This is a genomic window from Algoriphagus limi, assembly GCF_024919275.1.
GTDB classification, from domain to species: domain Bacteria; phylum Bacteroidota; class Bacteroidia; order Cytophagales; family Cyclobacteriaceae; genus Algoriphagus; species Algoriphagus limi.
Genome location: NZ_JANWGH010000001.1, coordinates 922,087 through 939,216, shown reverse-complemented (window position 1 = coordinate 939,216; position 17,130 = coordinate 922,087). Strand labels below are relative to the sequence as shown.

Below are 17,130 nucleotides of genomic sequence, written 5' to 3'. Positions count from 1 at the left end.
GTGTAATGGTTTTTATTTCCTCACTGTTTCCAGAAAATCTCCCAATTCTCGTTTAATTCCTGCCAAATGAGATTGAAGCATTTCATTAATGTCTTGAGAGGCTTCTAGATTTTCTTCGATTTCCTCCAGAAGTTTTCTGGTTTTTACCGCTCCAATATAGCTCATGGAAGGTTTCGCCTTGTGACATCTTTTTTTAATGGTCAAAAAGTCTTTCTCGTGATAAAAATGAGGCAATTCTTCCAAATCATGAATATTGGTATCAAGAATAATTTGGATCATTTCCCGAATCATATCCGGATCGTCTTCTCCAAAATATTGGTAAATGGAAGATTCACTGATGTATTGATACATGTCTTTGGCGAAAAATCTGAGATTGAATGATTACCCTAATAAGAGTTTTCTTAAAAATATAAACATTTTTCAAAAAGCATTATTTCTAATAAGAAAGAATTGAACCGAGGGAATCATCTTTTGGGTATTTGGGTTTAATTTTGTTTTCTATCTAAGCTTCGTGACCTTTATGAGCAGAGGAAAAAAAATATTCTTAATCCTTTTCTTCATTTTCATGGCTATCATGTTGTGGATAGGGTATGACATTTCTCAAAAGACCACTTTCCCGGGATCAAAAGGAAATTTGAAGGAACGGATCTCTACCGGACAAGAGTAAAATGAACGGAAAAAAAATCAATATTGAAGAGCTTGATTTGGAGCGGATGAAAGACAAAGTATCTGAAAATCCAGGGACTTTGCCTTATGCACATCATTCCGGAAGCGCTATTGTCAAGCCTGAAGACAAGGGTAAAATTACGGGTCGAGCTGTGGCCGCCATGCATTCACAAACCGATATGCAAATGGCCCAGATTTACCAGCAGATGAAATTATTGGCTGAGCAGGCAGAGAAAATCAAGGCTCGAGTTGAAGTTTCAGAGCGTATTTATCAAGCAGCAATAGGATTCGAACCACTGATAAATCATATCTATTTTTTGTATCAAAAATCTGATGGTACAGACTTCCTAAGTATGATAGCTCCGGAGGAATGGGGTAGAAAAAAGGATTGGGCACATTTCATTGCAGAAGTGAGGTTGCTCGCCGATCATACTTGGGAAATCATTCGAGAAAACGTCTGATCCATGGTGCATTTGATGACCCGTCAGCTTGACTTAATTCTCAAAGATGGTGGCGCTGACTATGAGTCGGAAGTTGATCTTCCAATAGTTCCTCATTATTTGGATGAAAAAGGCAAAAATTGGCTTAAAGAAATATTTTCAGATTTAGGAGGTGAAGGATCGATCCCACTTTTTGAAAAAATCAAATTGGACTTTAAGGTCAATCGCCATTTGATTTTGTGGGATGCAGAAGTTCATTTCAACCGATATAGGCTTGTCTCATTACGCTCTGAATTGTATTCAGAGATGAATTTTTCATTTGTGGACGCCTATAAAAGGCTTTGTAGAAATTACGAGAAAGATGCAGTCAAGTCGGGTTTACAATCTAGGATTTGGAATGGGCCTCCCATTGCTGAACGGCTTTTTGGGAAAGCCAACGAGCCGGGAGATTTTTCAGGAAATGGAGCCTCAGGTTGGAAATTGCAGGCCTATAATGACAGTCAAATAGATATTTTGACGAGAATTCATGGATACAAGTTAATCCGGCTTTGTCCCTACGAAACGCTAATGACTGGAGGTTCTTTAAAGCGATTGGATCAAATTCTAATTAATCCGAAAGAAGAACAGCGAGAGATGATTTTCAATTGGCTAATGAGAAAATTGGCCTGATTTAAGCAAACAGGCCAAACATTTCTCGTTCAATTTTTTCTACGATAAAGGAAAAATCCTCAGGCCTTTCCACAAAGTCCAGATCATTCACATCTATAATGAGGAGTTTTCCTTCTTTGTAGCCCGCAATCCAATCTTCGTAGTGCTGGTTCAGGTTTTTGAGGTAATCGATCCGCATGGCGGTTTCATAAGTTCTTCCTCGCTTCTCAATTTGACCTACCAACTTGGGAATATCGGCTTTAAGATAAATCAACAAATCCGGAGCCTTTACATGCTGAATCATGGAATCGAATAAACTTCTGTAATTCCAATAATCCCGCTCCGTTAGAAGTTTGCTTTTATACAGGTTAGCTGCGAAAATATAAGCGTCCTCATAGATCGTCCTGTCCTGAATCGTATTCTCTTGACTTTCCTGAATTTTTCGGATTTGATTGTAGCGTGAATTGAGAAAATAGACTTGGAGGTGGAAAGCCCACCGCTTCATGTCTTCATAAAAATCCGGGAGATAAGGATTATTGTCCACAGCCTCAAATTCAGCCTTCCAATTATAATGCTTGGCCAGCTTCTCTGTAAGCGTAGTCTTCCCACTTCCGATATTTCCGGATACTGCTAAATGCATATTTCTTACTTAATTATTATTTGATGAATCTTGGTGATACGACCAAATCTTTGCTTCCTGGAGTGTATTTATAGAATCCCTCACCGGTTTTAACTCCTTTATACCCTGCTTCGACCATATTAATCAATAGCGGGCATGGGGCATATTTAGGGTTTCCGAATCCATCATGAAGTACTCTTAAAATGGAAAGACAAACATCCAATCCAATGAAATCTGCCAATTGAAGTGGACCCATAGGATGAGCCATTCCTAGTTTCATCACAGTGTCTATTTCTTCTACTCCTGCAACTCCCTCATATAAGCTGTAAATCGCTTCATTGATCATTGGCATCAAGATTCGATTTGCAACAAATCCAGGATAGTCATTTACTTCCACAGGCACTTTTCCCAAGTCCTTTGAAAGATTCATAATAGTTTTGGTCACTTCATCCGAAGTAGCATAGCCACGAATCACCTCTACCAACTTCATCACTGGAACTGGATTCATGAAATGCATGCCGATTACTTGCCCGGGGCGCTTAGTAGCTGCTGCAATTTTTGTGATTGAAATGGAAGAAGTATTTGTAGCAAGAATGGCAGCAGGTGGAGTCAATTCATCTAATTGACGGAAAAGATCCAATTTGATGGCCATGTTTTCAGTTGCAGCTTCTACTACCAAATCAGCAGACTGAACTCCTGCATTTAAATCGGTAAAAATTTTTATGCGAGAAAGGGAAGCTTCTTTTTCACTTTCAGAAATAAGTCCCTTGGATACTTGACGATCCATATTTTTGCCTATGGTAGCCAATGCTTTTTGCAAAAATTCCTCCTTGAGATCTACAAGTGAAACTTCATATCCTCGCTGGGCAAAAACATGGGCAATCCCATTTCCCATGGTTCCAGAACCGATTACTGTAATATTTTTCATGAAGGAAGGTACGTTTAAAGATGAATTATTTGGGTTTAAATTTCTCTCTGAAATCGAGTTTCAAAACTACCCCTCAAAAGGAGCATTTCCAATTTTTAACTTTAGCTTCTCTGACTTTGTTTGTCTTATTTTTCAGGAGGTAGATGATTTATATCTTACCTTTGAAGTATGGAAGAACTCGGTCAAATCAGTTTACTTCCCATCAACCGGTTTACTGACTTTGGTGCTTATTTGGCTACCAAATCCGGTGAGGAAGTTTTGTTGCCAAAGCGTTATCTGACTGGAAATGAACGTGAAGGAGATGTTCTTTCCGTTTTCATTTACACTGATAGTGAAGACAGACCTGTTGCTGTTACGGATACCCCCAAAGCCACTTTGGATCAATGGGCTGTGCTTGAAGTCAAAGAAGTGACACAGATTGGGGCTTTTTTAGACTGGGGACTACCCAAAGATCTTTTTGTCCCAAAGGCAGAAATGGGAAAGCCCATGCAAGCGGGAAATAAGTACCTGGTAAAAGTTTGTATGGATTACCGAACCAATAGACTGATTGGTTCTGGAAAATATCGTGACTTTTTCTATCCGGCTCCAAAAGACTATGAACCCGGAAACGAGGTCGAAGGGTTGATTTTTGAGAAAACTGATTTGGGTTATAAGGTTCTATTAGAAGACCGATATGAGGGTTTGCTTTATGCAAATGAAGTATTTCAGCAGCTTCAGTTGGGAGAAAAAAAGCGTCTTTTTGTTAAAAAGCGACGAGATGATGGGAAGTTAGATTTGCAATTATTACCCACTGGTCGAGTCAAATATGAAGAAGGTGCTGAAAAGATTCTTGAAATTTTGAAAGAGAAGGGCTTTTTGCCTTTGCATGATAAATCTGACCCGGAAGAAATCAAGGTTTTGCTTGGAATGAGTAAAAAGCATTTTAAGCAGTGCATTGGACAACTCTATAAAGCAAGAGAAATCCAGATCTTAGAGGACGGTATCAGTCTTTCCAAAAAGGGTTCATGAGTGAGTCCTTTAACAACCTGATTCTAAAATGGATTTAGAAAATTTTCAGAAAGAAAGTCGGTCGGATTACCCAGCTAATAAAAAATTATTGGATAGGCTTAAGCGATTGAAGTCAAAAGAGCTTGATCAAAAATTCGAAAATTTTCATGAGGAAGTATTCGAGGAAATAGACTGTTTGGAATGTGCGAATTGCTGTAAAACCACAAGTCCGATTTTTTTGCAAACAGATATTGATAGACTTGCTCGGGTATTCCGGCAAAAAAGTGCAGCCTTTATTGATGAGTATTTGGATCGGGATGAAGAAGGGGATTATGTCTTAAAATCTTCCCCTTGTCCTTTCTTGGGAGAGGACAATAAATGCTTAGTTTATGAGGATAGACCAAAGGCTTGTCGGGAATATCCCCATACCAATCGGAAAAATATGCGAGGTATTCTTAACTTAAGCCTGAAAAATACTTTGATCTGCCCGGCGGTTCATAAAATTTTCCGCCAGTTGGATAAAGAATATAGGAAGTAAGCCGAATTTTTGGCTTTTTTGAGAATCAAACCTATAAATAACTCTATGGAACAAACGGAAACACACTTTTTGGGAGTGGACGTGGGGGGAACCCATTTAAAGATTGGATTAGTCAATAAAAATGGAGAAATCCTTGATTTTGAGAAGGAAGATACGACGCCTTTTCGGGATCATCCAAAGGGTTTTGGCCAGGCATTTACCGAAGGACTCTCCAAATATTTCCGTAAATACCCTCAAGTTGAAAAGGTAGGAATTGGATTACCAGGATTGATTTCTAAAGACCGAACAACTCCACTTGAAATTCCAGCGATTCCCAGTTTAAATAATTTTAACCTGAAGGAAAGTTTAGAGGCAACTTATCCCGACAAAGAGTTTTTCTTGGAAAATGATGCTGCAGCAGCAGCGATCGGTGAATTCTATTTCGGAAAAGATGATCCTTCTGATAATTTTCTTTTCATTACATTAGGCACTGGAATTGGAAGTGCTTTGGTTTTGGACGGGATGGTGTTCAAAGGTTCTCGTGGAAATGCGATGGAAATGGGGCATATGCTTTCTAAAGGAAATGCGCGACTGGAAACTTTGATTGGTAGAAAAGGAATCTTGGATATCCTTGAGCGGATGATAGCCGCTTTTCCTCACAAAGCCGGGAGATTAGAAGGCGCAACTTTAGGAGCTCATTTATTAGTAGAAACAGCCCGTGAAGGGAATGAGGTTTCTTTGATGGTTTTTGAGGAAGTAGGGGAGATCCTGGGACAAGCTATTGTCTCTACCGTTCGAATCTTGGACGTGACAGAGGTTTACTTTGGAGGAGGAATTTCTGCTGGATTGGAATTTATGATGCCTGCTTTGGAACGTACCATACGTCAACACCTCACCAATTACTACAACAAAGACCTGAATTTGAAGAAAGCGACTTTAGAAAATAATGCTGGCACCTTAGGTGCTGCGGCATTGTGCTTTATGGGTTCAGGTCTGTAATTGTTACTTCAGAAACTTTAGACAGAGCATTCATTCGGAAAAGAACCTTAAGGGGTTCTTTTTCGCTTTCTATCCCTTCACAATCTGAACTTGGTTCCAAATAATAGAAAAAAAAGCTTTGGCTTTTGTCGACTAATTCAACTCGATCGGGCCTTCCAAAAGTCTTAATCAAAGCCTGATTGCTGGCTCCAAGAAAATTATTTTTTACATTTTCTATTTCATTCAAATCTTGGAGTCGAAGGCCTTTACATCCATCCCGATCTGCTTTCCAATTCTCTAAGTTTATAGCACCTGCATCCAATTTCTGGCTACAAGAGAAGGTTGCAAAAGAAATCACCATCAGAAAGACAGATGCGAAAACAGAATAAATGGAATTTTTCATAGCTTTTACAAAGGTAATGTGCATTTCATAGACAGCAAGTTCAATTTATCTTTTCAAAGAGTGATTAGTAGATAGAATTGGGATTGATTCAAGTATTTCAATTCTGTGCCAAGGAATTTCTGCTTGACTTTCAGTTTATTGAATTTTTTGACACAATTTGTCTTAAGGGTAAACCCTTTTATCCTCCCGCTGTTTAGTCAAATCCTGTATATTAGCGCAACTAAATTCAAGCATATGTATTATCGATTTGGGAAAGCTTTCTATTTCCTGAGCATCTTGTTTTTCCTCTTTTTCTTGTTGTATTTCTACTCTGCATTGCCAGAGCAAGTTTCACTTCGTCCTCAGGTAGAGGGAGAGGAGTTGCTTAGATGGGAAAAGGGGAATTTCTTCTATGGTATGGTAGCTCTTTTTGTCCTATTCAATGCCATTGCACTTCTTCCTCCTAAAATGCTAGAAACCAAGACCTCTGTCAAATTTCATCGTATTTTTCCTAAGGGCGATCCTTTTCGGGATTATATTTTGACTTGGTTTTATTCCTTTGGAGGAATCTTGAATTTGAGTTTAGGAATGATGGTTTTTTACACACATTCTATCAATAATCAGCAAGAAATTGGAGCCGAGCAATTCAGTTTTTTCTTTTATTTAATTCCAAGCCTACTTGCAATTTGGGTCCTCGCACTCTTTTTGCTATTTGTTGGAAAAACCAAGCAACTCCAAAATCAATCTGAGTAACAGTTATGGCAAACCCTGTAAACTACACAGAAGACAGTATAAAATCCCTGGATTGGCGAGAGCATATTCGCCTCCGGCCAGGTATGTATATCGGGAAATTAGGAGATGGTAGCGCCCAAGATGATGGGATTTATGTCCTTGTAAAAGAGGTGCTCGACAACTCTATCGATGAGCATATGATGGGGTATGGACGAACCATCGACGTAAAGATTTCCGAACATCGAGTAGAAGTAAGGGATTACGGAAGAGGTATTCCTTTAGGAAAAGTGATTGATTGTGTTTCCAAAATCAATACAGGGGGTAAATATGATTCCGGCGCCTTCCAAAAATCTGTGGGTTTGAATGGTGTTGGTACCAAAGCTGTGAATGCGCTTTCAGAGTATTTCAAAGTTCAGTCTTTCCGTGATGGAGAAAGCAAAGTTGCCGAGTTCGAAAAAGGAGTTTTGATTGAGGATAAAAAAATCGAGAAAACCTCAGAAAGAAACGGTACAAAAGTGATTTTTTCACCGGATTCGACTGTTTTTAAGAACTATCACTTCATTCCAGAATACCTCGAAAATCAAATCTGGAATTACGCTTACCTCAATGCTGGTTTAACAATCAACTACAACGGGAAGAAGTATTTTTCTGACAAGGGATTGTATGACCTTCTTTCCAATAAGGTAGATGAAGAGACTATTCGATATCCTATCATTCATTTGAAGGGAAATGATATCGAAATGGCTTTGACTCACTCAAATCAGTATGGTGAAGAATACTACTCTTTTGTGAATGGACAATTCACTACGCAAGGGGGGACACATTTAGCAGCATTCCGTGAGGCTATTGTTAAAACTGTTCGAGAGTTTTATAAAAAAGACTTCGATGCTTCTGATATCCGTCAGAGCGTTGTTGGAGCGATAGCTGTTCGGGTTCAAGAACCAGTCTTTGAGTCCCAAACAAAGACTAAACTTGGTTCTCAAAATGTAGGTCCAGAGGGTCCGACTCTTCGAACCTTTGTTAATGATTTTGTTAAAACTGAACTCGACAATTACTTGCATAAAAATCCTGCAACTGCGGATGCTTTATTAAAAAGAATTCTTCAGTCTGAGCGGGAACGTAAGGAAATTTCCGGTATCAAAAAATTGGCGAATGAACGGGCTAAAAAGGCTAATCTTCATAACAAAAAGTTGAGAGATTGCAGGGTTCATTACGACGATAACAAAGCAGATGAGGATTTGAAAAACAACACCATGTTGTTCATTACAGAAGGTGATTCAGCTTCAGGTTCCATCACCAAATCCCGTGATGTGCAGACTCAAGCTGTTTTTTCACTGCGTGGAAAGCCTCTGAATTGCTATGGAATGACCAAAAAGGTGGTCTATGAAAATGAGGAATTTAACCTTCTTCAGCATGCTTTGAATATTGAGGATGGAATCGAAGGGCTTCGTTATCGAAAGATTGTAATTGCGACCGATGCCGACGTGGATGGTATGCATATTCGGCTTTTGATTATGACCTATTTCTTGCAGTTTTTCCCAGACTTGGTAAAAAATGGTCATTTATTTATTCTGGATACGCCCCTTTTCCGAGTTCGAAATAAGAAAGAGACGATCTATTGTTATTCAGATGAAGAGCGTCAAAGAGCTATTCATAAGCTTGGGAATAAGCCAGAAATTACCCGCTTCAAGGGTTTAGGGGAAATTTCTCCTGAGGAATTCGGGAAATTTATTGGGGAGGATATTCGCCTTGAGCCTATTATTCTGAGAAAAGACACCAAAATTGCTGACTTGTTGGGATTCTATATGGGGAAAAATACCCCTGATCGTCAAAACTTCATTATCAAAAATCTGAAGGTTGAAAAAGACCTGGCTTTGGACGATCCCAAAAATGAGCCTGAAACTGAGGAGGAAGAGGCGGCATAAGTTTAACATGCTTGAAATTTCGCTATAAAGCGTGTTTTTATTGGTTTGAGCTTGAGATAAAACTGTTGACATGAGTGACAACGAAAATATAATTAATCCTGGAGACGAGAACCTGCACGATTCAGTCCCAGTGACGGGAATGTATAAGGAGTGGTTTCTGGATTATGCTTCATATGTGATTTTGGAGCGAGCTGTTCCAGCTATTGAAGATGGTCTAAAGCCAGTTCAAAGAAGAATTCTGCACGCCATGAAGGAAATGGATGATGGCAGATTCAATAAAGTGGCAAACATCATCGGCCAATCCATGCAATATCACCCGCATGGTGATGCTTCAATTGGTGATGCTATTGTGAATTTGGGTCAAAAGGATCTATTGATTGAGACTCAGGGTAACTGGGGTGATATTCGAACAGGGGATTCAGCTGCTGCCGCACGATATATTGAGGCAAGACTTTCAAAATTTGCTCTTGAAGTTGTCTTTAATCCTCAAACGACTGAATGGCAACTTTCCTATGATGGTAGAAAAAGAGAACCGGTTACGCTACCTGTAAAATTCCCGCTTTTATTGGCTCAAGGGGTTGAAGGAATTGCGGTTGGACTTTCGACAAAAATCCTTCCTCATAACTTCTGTGAACTCATTGAAGGCTCCATTGAAATTCTAAAAGGCAACAAAACCAATATTGTTCCTGATTTCCTTACTGGAGGTTTAGCTGACTTTAGTGAGTATAACGGAGGTCTTCGAGGGGGAAAAGTAAAGGTTCGTGCAAGAATTGAAGAAGAGGATACCAAGACTTTGGTAATCAAAGAAATACCGTATGGTACAACCACGGATTCTCTCATCGATTCTATTTTGAAAGCCAATGATAAAGGGAAGATCAAAATAAAAAAGGTAGTAGACAATACTGCCAAAGATGTTGAGATTCAGGTTCATTTAGCTACAGGAGTTTCACCTGATGTGACCATTGATGCGCTTTATGCATTTACGGATTGTGAGGTCTCTATCTCTCCAAATGCCTGTGTGATCATCAATGAAAAGCCGGTATTTCTTTCTGTCAATGACATTTTAGAGTACAATACCAAGCAAACCAAAAAGCTTCTCAAGCAGGAATTAGAAATCCGCAAAGGGGAGTTAATGGAAAAGTTACTTTTTTCCTCTTTGGAAAAAATCTTTATCGAGAATCGGATTTATAGAGATATAGAAGAATGTACCACTTGGGAAGAAGTTCTTCAAGCGATTGACAAGGGGCTGGATCCTTATAAGCCTGATTTTTATAGAGAGATCACTCAAGAGGATTTGGTTCGCCTTACAGAAATCAAAATCAAGCGAATTTCCAAGTATGACTCGTTCAAGGCCGATGAATTAATGCGTCGATTGCAAGAAGAGTTGAAGGAGGTGAATTACAATCTCCGTCATCTGACTGAATATTCGATTAAATATTACCAAAGACTTCTCGAGAAATACGGGAAAGGTCGTGAGCGAAAAACTGAAATCCGCGCCTTTGATACTATTCAGGCTACCGTTGTAGCGGCCAACAATGCGAAACTATATGTAAACCGCAAAGATGGATTCGTTGGGTTTGGTCTCAAGAAGGATGAATTCGTTTGTGATTGTTCTGATTTGGATGATATCATCGCGATCCGAAAGGATGGAAAAATGATGGTTTCCAAGATTCAGGATAAGCTTTTCATGGGAAAGGACATTCTTCATGTGGGGATTTTCAGGAAAAACGATGACCGGCTGACCTTCAATTTGATTTACCTGGATGGTACCAGTGGACGCGCGATGGTGAAGCGTTTTCAGCCAGGCGGTGTTACCAGGGATCGGGAATATGATCTGACCAAAGGCACCAAAGGATCAAAGGTTTTGTATTTGACGGCTAATCCAAATGGAGAAGCTGAAATTGTGACGGTTTATCTCACTCAAGGGGCGAAGGCTAGAGTAAAAGTTTTTGATTTTGATTTTGCCGACTTGGATATCAAAGGGCGAGGTGCAGGAGGAAATATTTTGACAAAATATCCAGTAAGAAAAGTTCAGCTTAAGATGGAAGGTGTTTCCACCTTAGGAGGTTTGGATATTTATTATGACCCGGTTGTTGGCCGGTTGAATACCGATGAAAGAGGACAATTAATCGGTAATTTTTTGGGAGAAGATAAAATTTTGGTTTGCTACAAATCAGGAGATTATGAGTTGACAGGATTTGAATTGACCAATCGATATGAGCCGAATGAAGTTCTTTTGATTGAAAAATTTGATCCTGAGAAAGTCTTGTCGGCAGTTTATTATGATGGAGGTAGCAAAACTTATTACGTGAAGCGATTCCAAATTGAGACCACGACGATGAACAAGAAGTTCAACTTCATTACAGACCATCGATCTTCTTATCTCAAATTGATTTCTACTGAAAAACAGCCTCAAGTCAAGGTTCTTGTTCTAAAAGGAAAAACTGAAGAGGAGCAGGAATATGATCTGGATATGCTGATCGATGTGAAAGGTTGGAAGGCTATTGGAAATAAATTGAGTTCTCACCCGGTTAAACAGGTGAATTTAATTTCTTCCCAAAAGTCTGAAAATAAAGAAAAGGCGGATAAAAAGGATGATGACTCAGATGAGTTGGAAGTAGGTAGTACCATTGATCTAAGTCCTAAAAAAGATTCTGATGAAGAACAGTTGGGCTTGTTTTAAATAAATTCATGAGTCAAAAACAGCCAGAAATAGCATTTGATCAGGGACTTTTGGATTATTTAGGTCAATACATTACAGACCATAAAAAGAAACTGATTGATGATGTTCTCGAAAAAAGGACACGTTTTATTACGGTTGTTTTAGAAAATATCCACAAACCTCACAACGCAAGTGCGGTGATTCGAACTTGTGATTGCTTCGGGATTCAGGATATGCACGTGATCGAAAAAACCAATGCCTATAAAGTCAATCCTTACGTCACTAGAGGAGCCGCCCAATGGGTAGATTTACATAAATACTATCGAAAGGAAGGTTCCTCAGTTGATGCTTGCTTTGATAAATTAAGAGAAAAAGGATATAAAATTTTCGGTACCAGTCCATCACCAAATTCCATTCCTTTGGAAAAGTTAGAACCCAAGGAAAAAATAGCCTTGGTATTTGGAAATGAGCACGAAGGAATTTCTGAAGAGGTAAAAGAAAAGGTAGACGGTTTGGTTCATATTCCAATGCTTGGGTTTACAGAAAGCTTCAATATTTCAGTTTCTGCATCGATCTTTCTTTATGAATTGATACAAAAAGCTGAAAGTTTTAATCATCCTGATTTTTATCTCTCAGAATACGAAAAAGATATCCTCCGAATGAAATGGTATCGGTCAATAGTTAAGCGATCGGACCTTCATGAAAAGCACTATTGGAAAATTAGTAAGGCATAAAAAAATCCCCAATCGGGGATTTTTTCTTTATTCTTCGTGAATGATAATTTTTTCAATTTTATCACCAGCTCTTATATCATCTATCACATCCAATCCTTCATAGACTTTTCCAAAGCAAGTATGATTACGGTCTAGATGTCGGGTATTTTCTCGATTATGACAAATGAAAAACTGAGATCCTCCTGTGTTTCTTCCAGCATGCGCCATGGAAAGAACGCCACGGTCATGGAATTGATTTTCTCCAGTCAATTCACAATCGATCATGTAACCTGGTCCTCCTCTTCCTGTTCCTTCAGGGCATCCACCTTGGATTACAAAATTTGGAATAACTCGATGAAAAGTGAGTCCATCATAGAATCCTTTTTTCGATAAGTCAATAAAATTTTTCACTGTATTGGGAGCATCCTTTTCATAGAATTCAACTTTCATTGTTCCCTTTTCAGTGATTATTTCAGCTGTTTTCATGGAATTGGTTGGAGTTAAGTTATTTAAGGTTGCCAAAAATAAGATTTGAATCTGAAATATTTGATTTTAATTAAGATTTGAGACGAAAAAAGCCCACTTCATTAAAAGTGGGCTTGGGGTTATAGTTGGGTTATTGAATGTATTTAGATTTTTGGAGCTCCTTTCAGAATGTCTTCAGATGCAAATTCCTCAAACTGTTCGAAATTTTGGATGAAGGACTCAGCAAGAACCCAGGCTTGTTTATCATAATCCTCTGGATTTTTCCAGGTGTTTCTAGGGTTTAGGACATCACTTGGAACTCCCGGACAGCTTTGAGGAACATCGAAACCAAAAACAGCGTGCTTTTTATATTCTACATCGTTAAGCTTTCCTTCCAAAGCTGCTGTAATCATTCCTCGTGTATGGGAAAGCTTCATTCGAGAACCTACACCATAATGCCCCCCAGTCCAGCCGGTATTCACCAGCCAAACATTGGTTTGATACTCTTCCATTTTTTCTCCGAAAAGCGTTGCATAAGCCGTAGGGTGTAATGGAAGGAATGCTGCTCCAAAACAGGCTGAAAAGGTGAGTTTTGGCTCTGTAATTCCCATTTCTGTTCCCGCAACCTTAGCTGTATATCCAGAAATGAAATGATACATTGCCTGACTTTTATTAAGTCTCGAAATAGGAGGGATCACCCCAAAAGCATCTGCGGTAAGGAAGAAGATGTTTTTTGGAATGCCTGCAATTGAGGGATCTTTAGCATTGTGAATGAAATGAATAGGGTAGGCTGTCCTAGTATTTTCTGTGACAGATTTATTCATGAAATCCACTTCTCGGCTATTCGGTTTGAATCGTGTGTTTTCGACAATTGCTCCAAACTTGATAGCGTCATAAATCTCCGGTTCCTTTTCCCGATTTAGGTCAATGACCTTTGCATAACAGCCACCTTCGAAATTGAATACGCCATTTTCAGCCCATCCATGCTCATCATCTCCAATCAAAGCCCGTTTTGGATCTGCAGAAAGGGTGGTTTTTCCAGTACCTGAAAGACCGAAGAAAATCGCAGTGTCACCTTCCTCGCCTACGTTGGCAGAGCAGTGCATGGAAAGGGTATTTCTTTCTGCAGGCAAGATGTAATTCAGTACAGAAAAAATTCCTTTTTTCATTTCTCCGGCATAACCTGTGCCCCCAATTAAAATCATTCGCTTGCTCAGGTTGAGAATAGCGAAATTGGGATTTTTGGTACCGTCTATCGCGGGATCAGCTTCAAACCCTGGCGCACAAATGATGGTGAAATCATGTTCGAAATTCTCCAATTCTTCCGAAGTAGGTCTTAGGAACATGTTGTTGCAGAAGAGATTATGCCAAGCCCAAGTATTGATTATTCGAATGTTTAATCGATAATCCGGATCTGCGCCTGCAAAAGCATCTCGAACATACAGGTCTTTATCCTGCAGATAGTTCTTCATTTTTTCAAGAAGACTATCAAACTTTTCTGCATCAAAGGGGATGTTGATATCACCCCACCAAACCGTATGCTCGGTTTTGGCATCTTTGACAATGTAGCGGTCTTTTGGAGATCTTCCTGTGAATTTTCCGGTATCAGCCATTAGGGCACCGGTGGAAGTCAAAGAACCTTCTTTGCGTGCTAATGAATGTTCAATTAGCTCCGCTGGGGTTAGATTGTAGTGGATTTTTCCGCTCGTTGTTAGATCAAGGAAATCCAGGGGAGAGGTTTGTAAATCCATGGCTAAATCCTGCATAAATAATGGGTTTATATACTGAAAATTGTCTGTTCAAAATTAAGTAAATACCTTTTACCAATTACCAAAAAATCTTCATTTTTTGCTCATTCAATCGATTACGAAGAAAATTCAGAAAATTATTTGGTGGTATCTTGAATTTCTATTTTTTATGCTGGACTTAGCCTGATTATTGTCATGTCAAGAATTGAATAATCTTAGTATCTACAAAGGCTTTTTTTGGAAGTAAGTACCAAATTGCTTTATCATTGTAAAATCTATACACCCAAAAAATCTTGATCCTTGGAAACACCAAATAATCCTGAATTTGAAGGGCCTACTATTTTTGGCCATCCAAAAGGTCTGATGACCTTGTTTTTTACCGAGATGTGGGAGCGCTTCAGCTACTACGGAATGCGGGCTCTCCTTATTCTATTTATGACTGCTGCCATTGCAGATGGAGGTTTAGGCTTTGATGACAAAACTTCCGGAGCTATTTATGGGCTATATACGATGGGAGTTTATCTCTTAGCATTGCCAGGAGGTTGGTTGGCAGATCGACTATTCGGTTTGAAAAAATCGGTCTGGTATGGTGGGATAATCATTACCATGGGCCACTTCACAATGGCTTTGCCGGGGATTTTTTCTTCTGGAGATTACGCCTCCAAGACTGAGCTGAGTTCGCTTGATATTAATTCTTTCTTTCTGGGATTGATTCTAATTGTCTTTGGAACCGGTCTTTTGAAGCCAAATATCAGTTCCATTGTAGGTCAATTATATCCAACAGGAAGCACAAAGAGGGACGCTGGATTCTCTATCTTTTATATGGGGATTAATTTAGGGGCTTTGATTGCACCTATTGCTTGTAGTACGCTTGCTGAATATGATTGGCACCTGGGCTTTGGATTGGCTGGTTTTGGAATGGTCTTAGGATTGATCCAATATAAGTTAACCGGAAGTTCTCTGGATGGATATGGTGAGGCGCCGGTTCCTGTTGATGAGGTTGAAAAATCACAACAAAGCCGCCTTAAGAAATCCGTGAGTTGGATCGGCTTGGTGGTTTTAGGAATTATAGCAGTATTATTTACAGGTGTTGTTCCGATTAATGCTGCGGCAATTGCAAGTCTTTCCGGTACTATTATCGCGTTGGTAGCATTTGGATATCTTGGTTACGTGATTCTTTTTGGAGGGCTCAATAAATCTGATAGAAACAAAGTTGGAGTAATTGCAATTTTATTCCTGTTCTCAGCCATGTTCTGGTCGGGTTTTGAGCAGGCGGGTTCTACGCTGAATTTGTTTGCTGAGCGATTCACAGACCGGACCGTATTAGGATTTGAAATTCCTACGGGTTATTTCCAGTCTATTAATTCCATGTTCATTATCATTTTTGCTCCAATTTTTGGAGGAATGTGGGTTTGGCTGGGAAGAAAGAACCTCGAGCCAAGTTCTCCTTTGAAATTCACCTTTGGTCTTTTCTTGTTGGGGCTTGGTTTCCTAGTAATGTATTTCGCCGCCAAAATTGCTGCTTCTGGTGAATTAGCTGCTCCAACTTGGTTGATCATGACTTACATGCTGCACACTTTTGGTGAATTGGCGCTTTCTCCAGTTGGTTTGAGTTTGGTGACCAAATTGGCACCTAAGGGTTATGGCGGACAAATGATGGGTATCTGGTTCCTATCAGTCTCTTTGGGTAACCTATTTGCAGGTTTGATCGCAGGGGAAGCAAGTGGTGGAACAGAAGAGGCTTTGGCGCAAATGCCCGACCAATACATGATGATTGTTTATACCGTAATTGGTTCAGCGGCAGTTCTATTCTTACTAAAGCCAATTATTAGAAAAATGATGGGAGAGGTTCATTAATCTTCCCTTAGATTCAAAAAGAAGGCAATCCTCAAGGATTGCCTTCTTTTTTATTAAAATAAGCTAGTCTGAACTGTTGCTGGACGACTGGCTTGTATCGTGCCTTTAAGCATGTCCTGTAGTAATTTCAGAAATCCATGCTGCCAGTTTTCTGGGTTGATTTTTACTTCTTTTCCTTCATATCCGATCGGACCGAGCATTTTTTCAAATCCAATAATCATGCTCCAAACAGTGTAGAAGGTGATTTCAGGCTGAAGTTCAGGTCTGATACTTCCATCTTTGATACCTTGGCTAACCATCATGACACCAAATTTTGCCGGTTCGTGATGGATTTCTAAAAGCTTCTGGAAATGTTGACTTTCCAAAATCAAAGGGTCTATCGTTTTTCTGGCTTCCTCATCATTATATTTCTTGACAAGGTCCATAAAGCCAATGATGGAATCGTATAAGATCTGATTTTTCTTCGCGAATTCCACGACCCGAATTACAAGTTCATTGAGCTTTTCCAAGCCGTTTATTCCTTTCATCAGATAAACCTCGCGAAATTCTTCTTTAAAAAGGTCAAATGCCTTTTTGGTCAAAGCCATGAACAAATCCTCTTTGTTCTTATAATAAAAATAAGTCAAGCCTTTACTGATCCCCGCGGATTTAGCTATATCGTCCATTCGGGTGGCTTGAAAACCTTTTTTTGTAAAAAGGGAGATGGCTGTATCCAGAATTAACTTCTCCTTATTCTTCTCCTTTGGCATCTTAACAATTCAAATTTCTTTTGCTATGTGAAAATATTAAACCTTGGTCAAAAAAATGAATTAAACCAAGTTCAATTTTTAAAAAAGGCCGAAATTCTTATTTCGGCCCATAAT

18 protein-coding genes are annotated in these 17,130 nt (G+C 39.3%); 11 read left to right on the top strand and 7 right to left on the bottom strand.

The features are described from left to right. Positions 1-12: 12 nt before the first annotated feature. On the bottom strand, positions 13-351 hold the full coding sequence (locus NY014_RS04165; RefSeq protein ID WP_259413276.1) for an Hpt domain-containing protein: 339 nt from the start codon (positions 349-351) through the stop codon (positions 13-15). Between the two features lie 169 nt (positions 352-520). Between NY014_RS04165 and NY014_RS04160 the strand changes: the two genes are divergently transcribed. From NY014_RS04160 to NY014_RS04150, 3 genes are read left to right on the top strand one after another with little or no spacing between them, the layout of a single operon-like run. Continuing rightward, on the top strand, positions 521-667 hold the full coding sequence (locus NY014_RS04160; protein WP_259413275.1) for a hypothetical protein: 147 nt from the start codon (positions 521-523) through the stop codon (positions 665-667). Between the two features lies 1 nt (position 668). Further along, positions 669-1,127, top strand: coding sequence for a DUF2452 domain-containing protein (locus NY014_RS04155; protein ID WP_259413274.1), 459 nt, complete (start codon positions 669-671; stop codon positions 1,125-1,127). Positions 1,128-1,130: 3 nt separating this feature from the next. Then, positions 1,131-1,775: a DUF7255 family protein gene (locus tag NY014_RS04150; RefSeq protein WP_259413273.1), complete on the top strand. Its 645-nt coding sequence runs from the start codon at positions 1,131-1,133 to the stop codon at positions 1,773-1,775. 1 nt (position 1,776) lies between these two features. Here the strand turns inward: NY014_RS04150 and NY014_RS04145 are convergent, their stop codons facing one another. Next, positions 1,777-2,394, bottom strand: a complete 618-nt coding sequence (locus tag NY014_RS04145; RefSeq protein WP_259413272.1) for a deoxynucleoside kinase — start codon at positions 2,392-2,394, stop codon at positions 1,777-1,779. A 16-nt stretch (positions 2,395-2,410) separates the two neighbouring features. Further along, the gene (locus NY014_RS04140; RefSeq protein ID WP_259413271.1) at positions 2,411-3,301 is read right to left on the bottom strand and encodes a 3-hydroxyacyl-CoA dehydrogenase family protein; all 891 of its coding nucleotides are present in this window, start codon (positions 3,299-3,301) and stop codon (positions 2,411-2,413) included. Between the two features lie 168 nt (positions 3,302-3,469). Between NY014_RS04140 and NY014_RS04135 the strand changes: the two genes are divergently transcribed. Genes NY014_RS04135 through NY014_RS04125 form a run of 3 tightly spaced genes read left to right on the top strand, consistent with a single transcriptional unit; the run spans position 3,470 to position 5,804 of the window. Continuing rightward, on the top strand, positions 3,470-4,309 hold the full coding sequence (locus tag NY014_RS04135) for a CvfB family protein (RefSeq protein ID WP_259413270.1): 840 nt from the start codon (positions 3,470-3,472) through the stop codon (positions 4,307-4,309). Between the two features lie 28 nt (positions 4,310-4,337). Beyond that, complete coding sequence (locus NY014_RS04130) at positions 4,338-4,826, top strand: YkgJ family cysteine cluster protein (protein WP_259413269.1); 489 nt, start codon at positions 4,338-4,340, stop codon at positions 4,824-4,826. Positions 4,827-4,871: 45 nt separating this feature from the next. Next, entirely contained in the window at positions 4,872-5,804 is a 933-nt protein-coding gene (locus NY014_RS04125; protein WP_259413268.1) for an ROK family protein, read from the top strand. Here NY014_RS04125 and NY014_RS04120 read toward each other — a convergent pair. Further along, positions 5,785-6,186 (bottom strand): hypothetical protein, encoded by a 402-nt coding sequence (locus NY014_RS04120; protein ID WP_259413267.1) that lies wholly within the window; start codon positions 6,184-6,186, stop codon positions 5,785-5,787. The genes NY014_RS04125 and NY014_RS04120 overlap by 20 nt on opposite strands. Positions 6,187-6,420: 234 nt before the next feature. Between NY014_RS04120 and NY014_RS04115 the strand changes: the two genes are divergently transcribed. The 4 genes from NY014_RS04115 (at position 6,421) to NY014_RS04100 (ending at position 12,218) form a co-directional block, all read left to right on the top strand. Further along, a complete protein-coding gene (locus tag NY014_RS04115; protein WP_259413266.1) occupies positions 6,421-6,918 on the top strand; it encodes a DNA topoisomerase IV in 498 nt (165 codons plus the stop codon). 5 nt (positions 6,919-6,923) lie between these two features. Beyond that, positions 6,924-8,822 (top strand): DNA topoisomerase IV subunit B, encoded by a 1,899-nt coding sequence (locus tag NY014_RS04110; RefSeq protein ID WP_259413265.1) that lies wholly within the window; start codon positions 6,924-6,926, stop codon positions 8,820-8,822. A gap of 70 nt (positions 8,823-8,892) precedes the next feature. Beyond that, positions 8,893-11,505 (top strand): DNA gyrase/topoisomerase IV subunit A, encoded by a 2,613-nt coding sequence (locus NY014_RS04105; RefSeq protein ID WP_259413264.1) that lies wholly within the window; start codon positions 8,893-8,895, stop codon positions 11,503-11,505. A gap of 8 nt (positions 11,506-11,513) precedes the next feature. Next, the gene (locus tag NY014_RS04100; RefSeq protein WP_259413263.1) at positions 11,514-12,218 is read left to right on the top strand and encodes a TrmH family RNA methyltransferase; all 705 of its coding nucleotides are present in this window, start codon (positions 11,514-11,516) and stop codon (positions 12,216-12,218) included. A gap of 27 nt (positions 12,219-12,245) precedes the next feature. On the opposite strand, the gene NY014_RS04095 is transcribed toward NY014_RS04100, so the two are convergent. Then, positions 12,246-12,683, bottom strand: coding sequence for a peptidylprolyl isomerase (locus tag NY014_RS04095; RefSeq protein WP_259413262.1), 438 nt, complete (start codon positions 12,681-12,683; stop codon positions 12,246-12,248). Positions 12,684-12,826: 143 nt separating this feature from the next. After that, the gene (gene pckA / locus NY014_RS04090; protein ID WP_259413261.1) at positions 12,827-14,428 is read right to left on the bottom strand and encodes a phosphoenolpyruvate carboxykinase (ATP); all 1,602 of its coding nucleotides are present in this window, start codon (positions 14,426-14,428) and stop codon (positions 12,827-12,829) included. Between the two features lie 345 nt (positions 14,429-14,773). Here pckA and NY014_RS04085 point away from each other — a divergent pair, with 345 nt between their 5' ends. Continuing rightward, positions 14,774-16,267, top strand: coding sequence for a peptide MFS transporter (locus tag NY014_RS04085; RefSeq protein ID WP_435520614.1), 1,494 nt, complete (start codon positions 14,774-14,776; stop codon positions 16,265-16,267). Positions 16,268-16,320: 53 nt separating this feature from the next. On the opposite strand, the gene NY014_RS04080 is transcribed toward NY014_RS04085, so the two are convergent. Continuing rightward, complete coding sequence (locus NY014_RS04080) at positions 16,321-17,016, bottom strand: TetR/AcrR family transcriptional regulator (RefSeq protein ID WP_259413259.1); 696 nt, start codon at positions 17,014-17,016, stop codon at positions 16,321-16,323. Positions 17,017-17,130 lie beyond the last annotated feature (114 nt).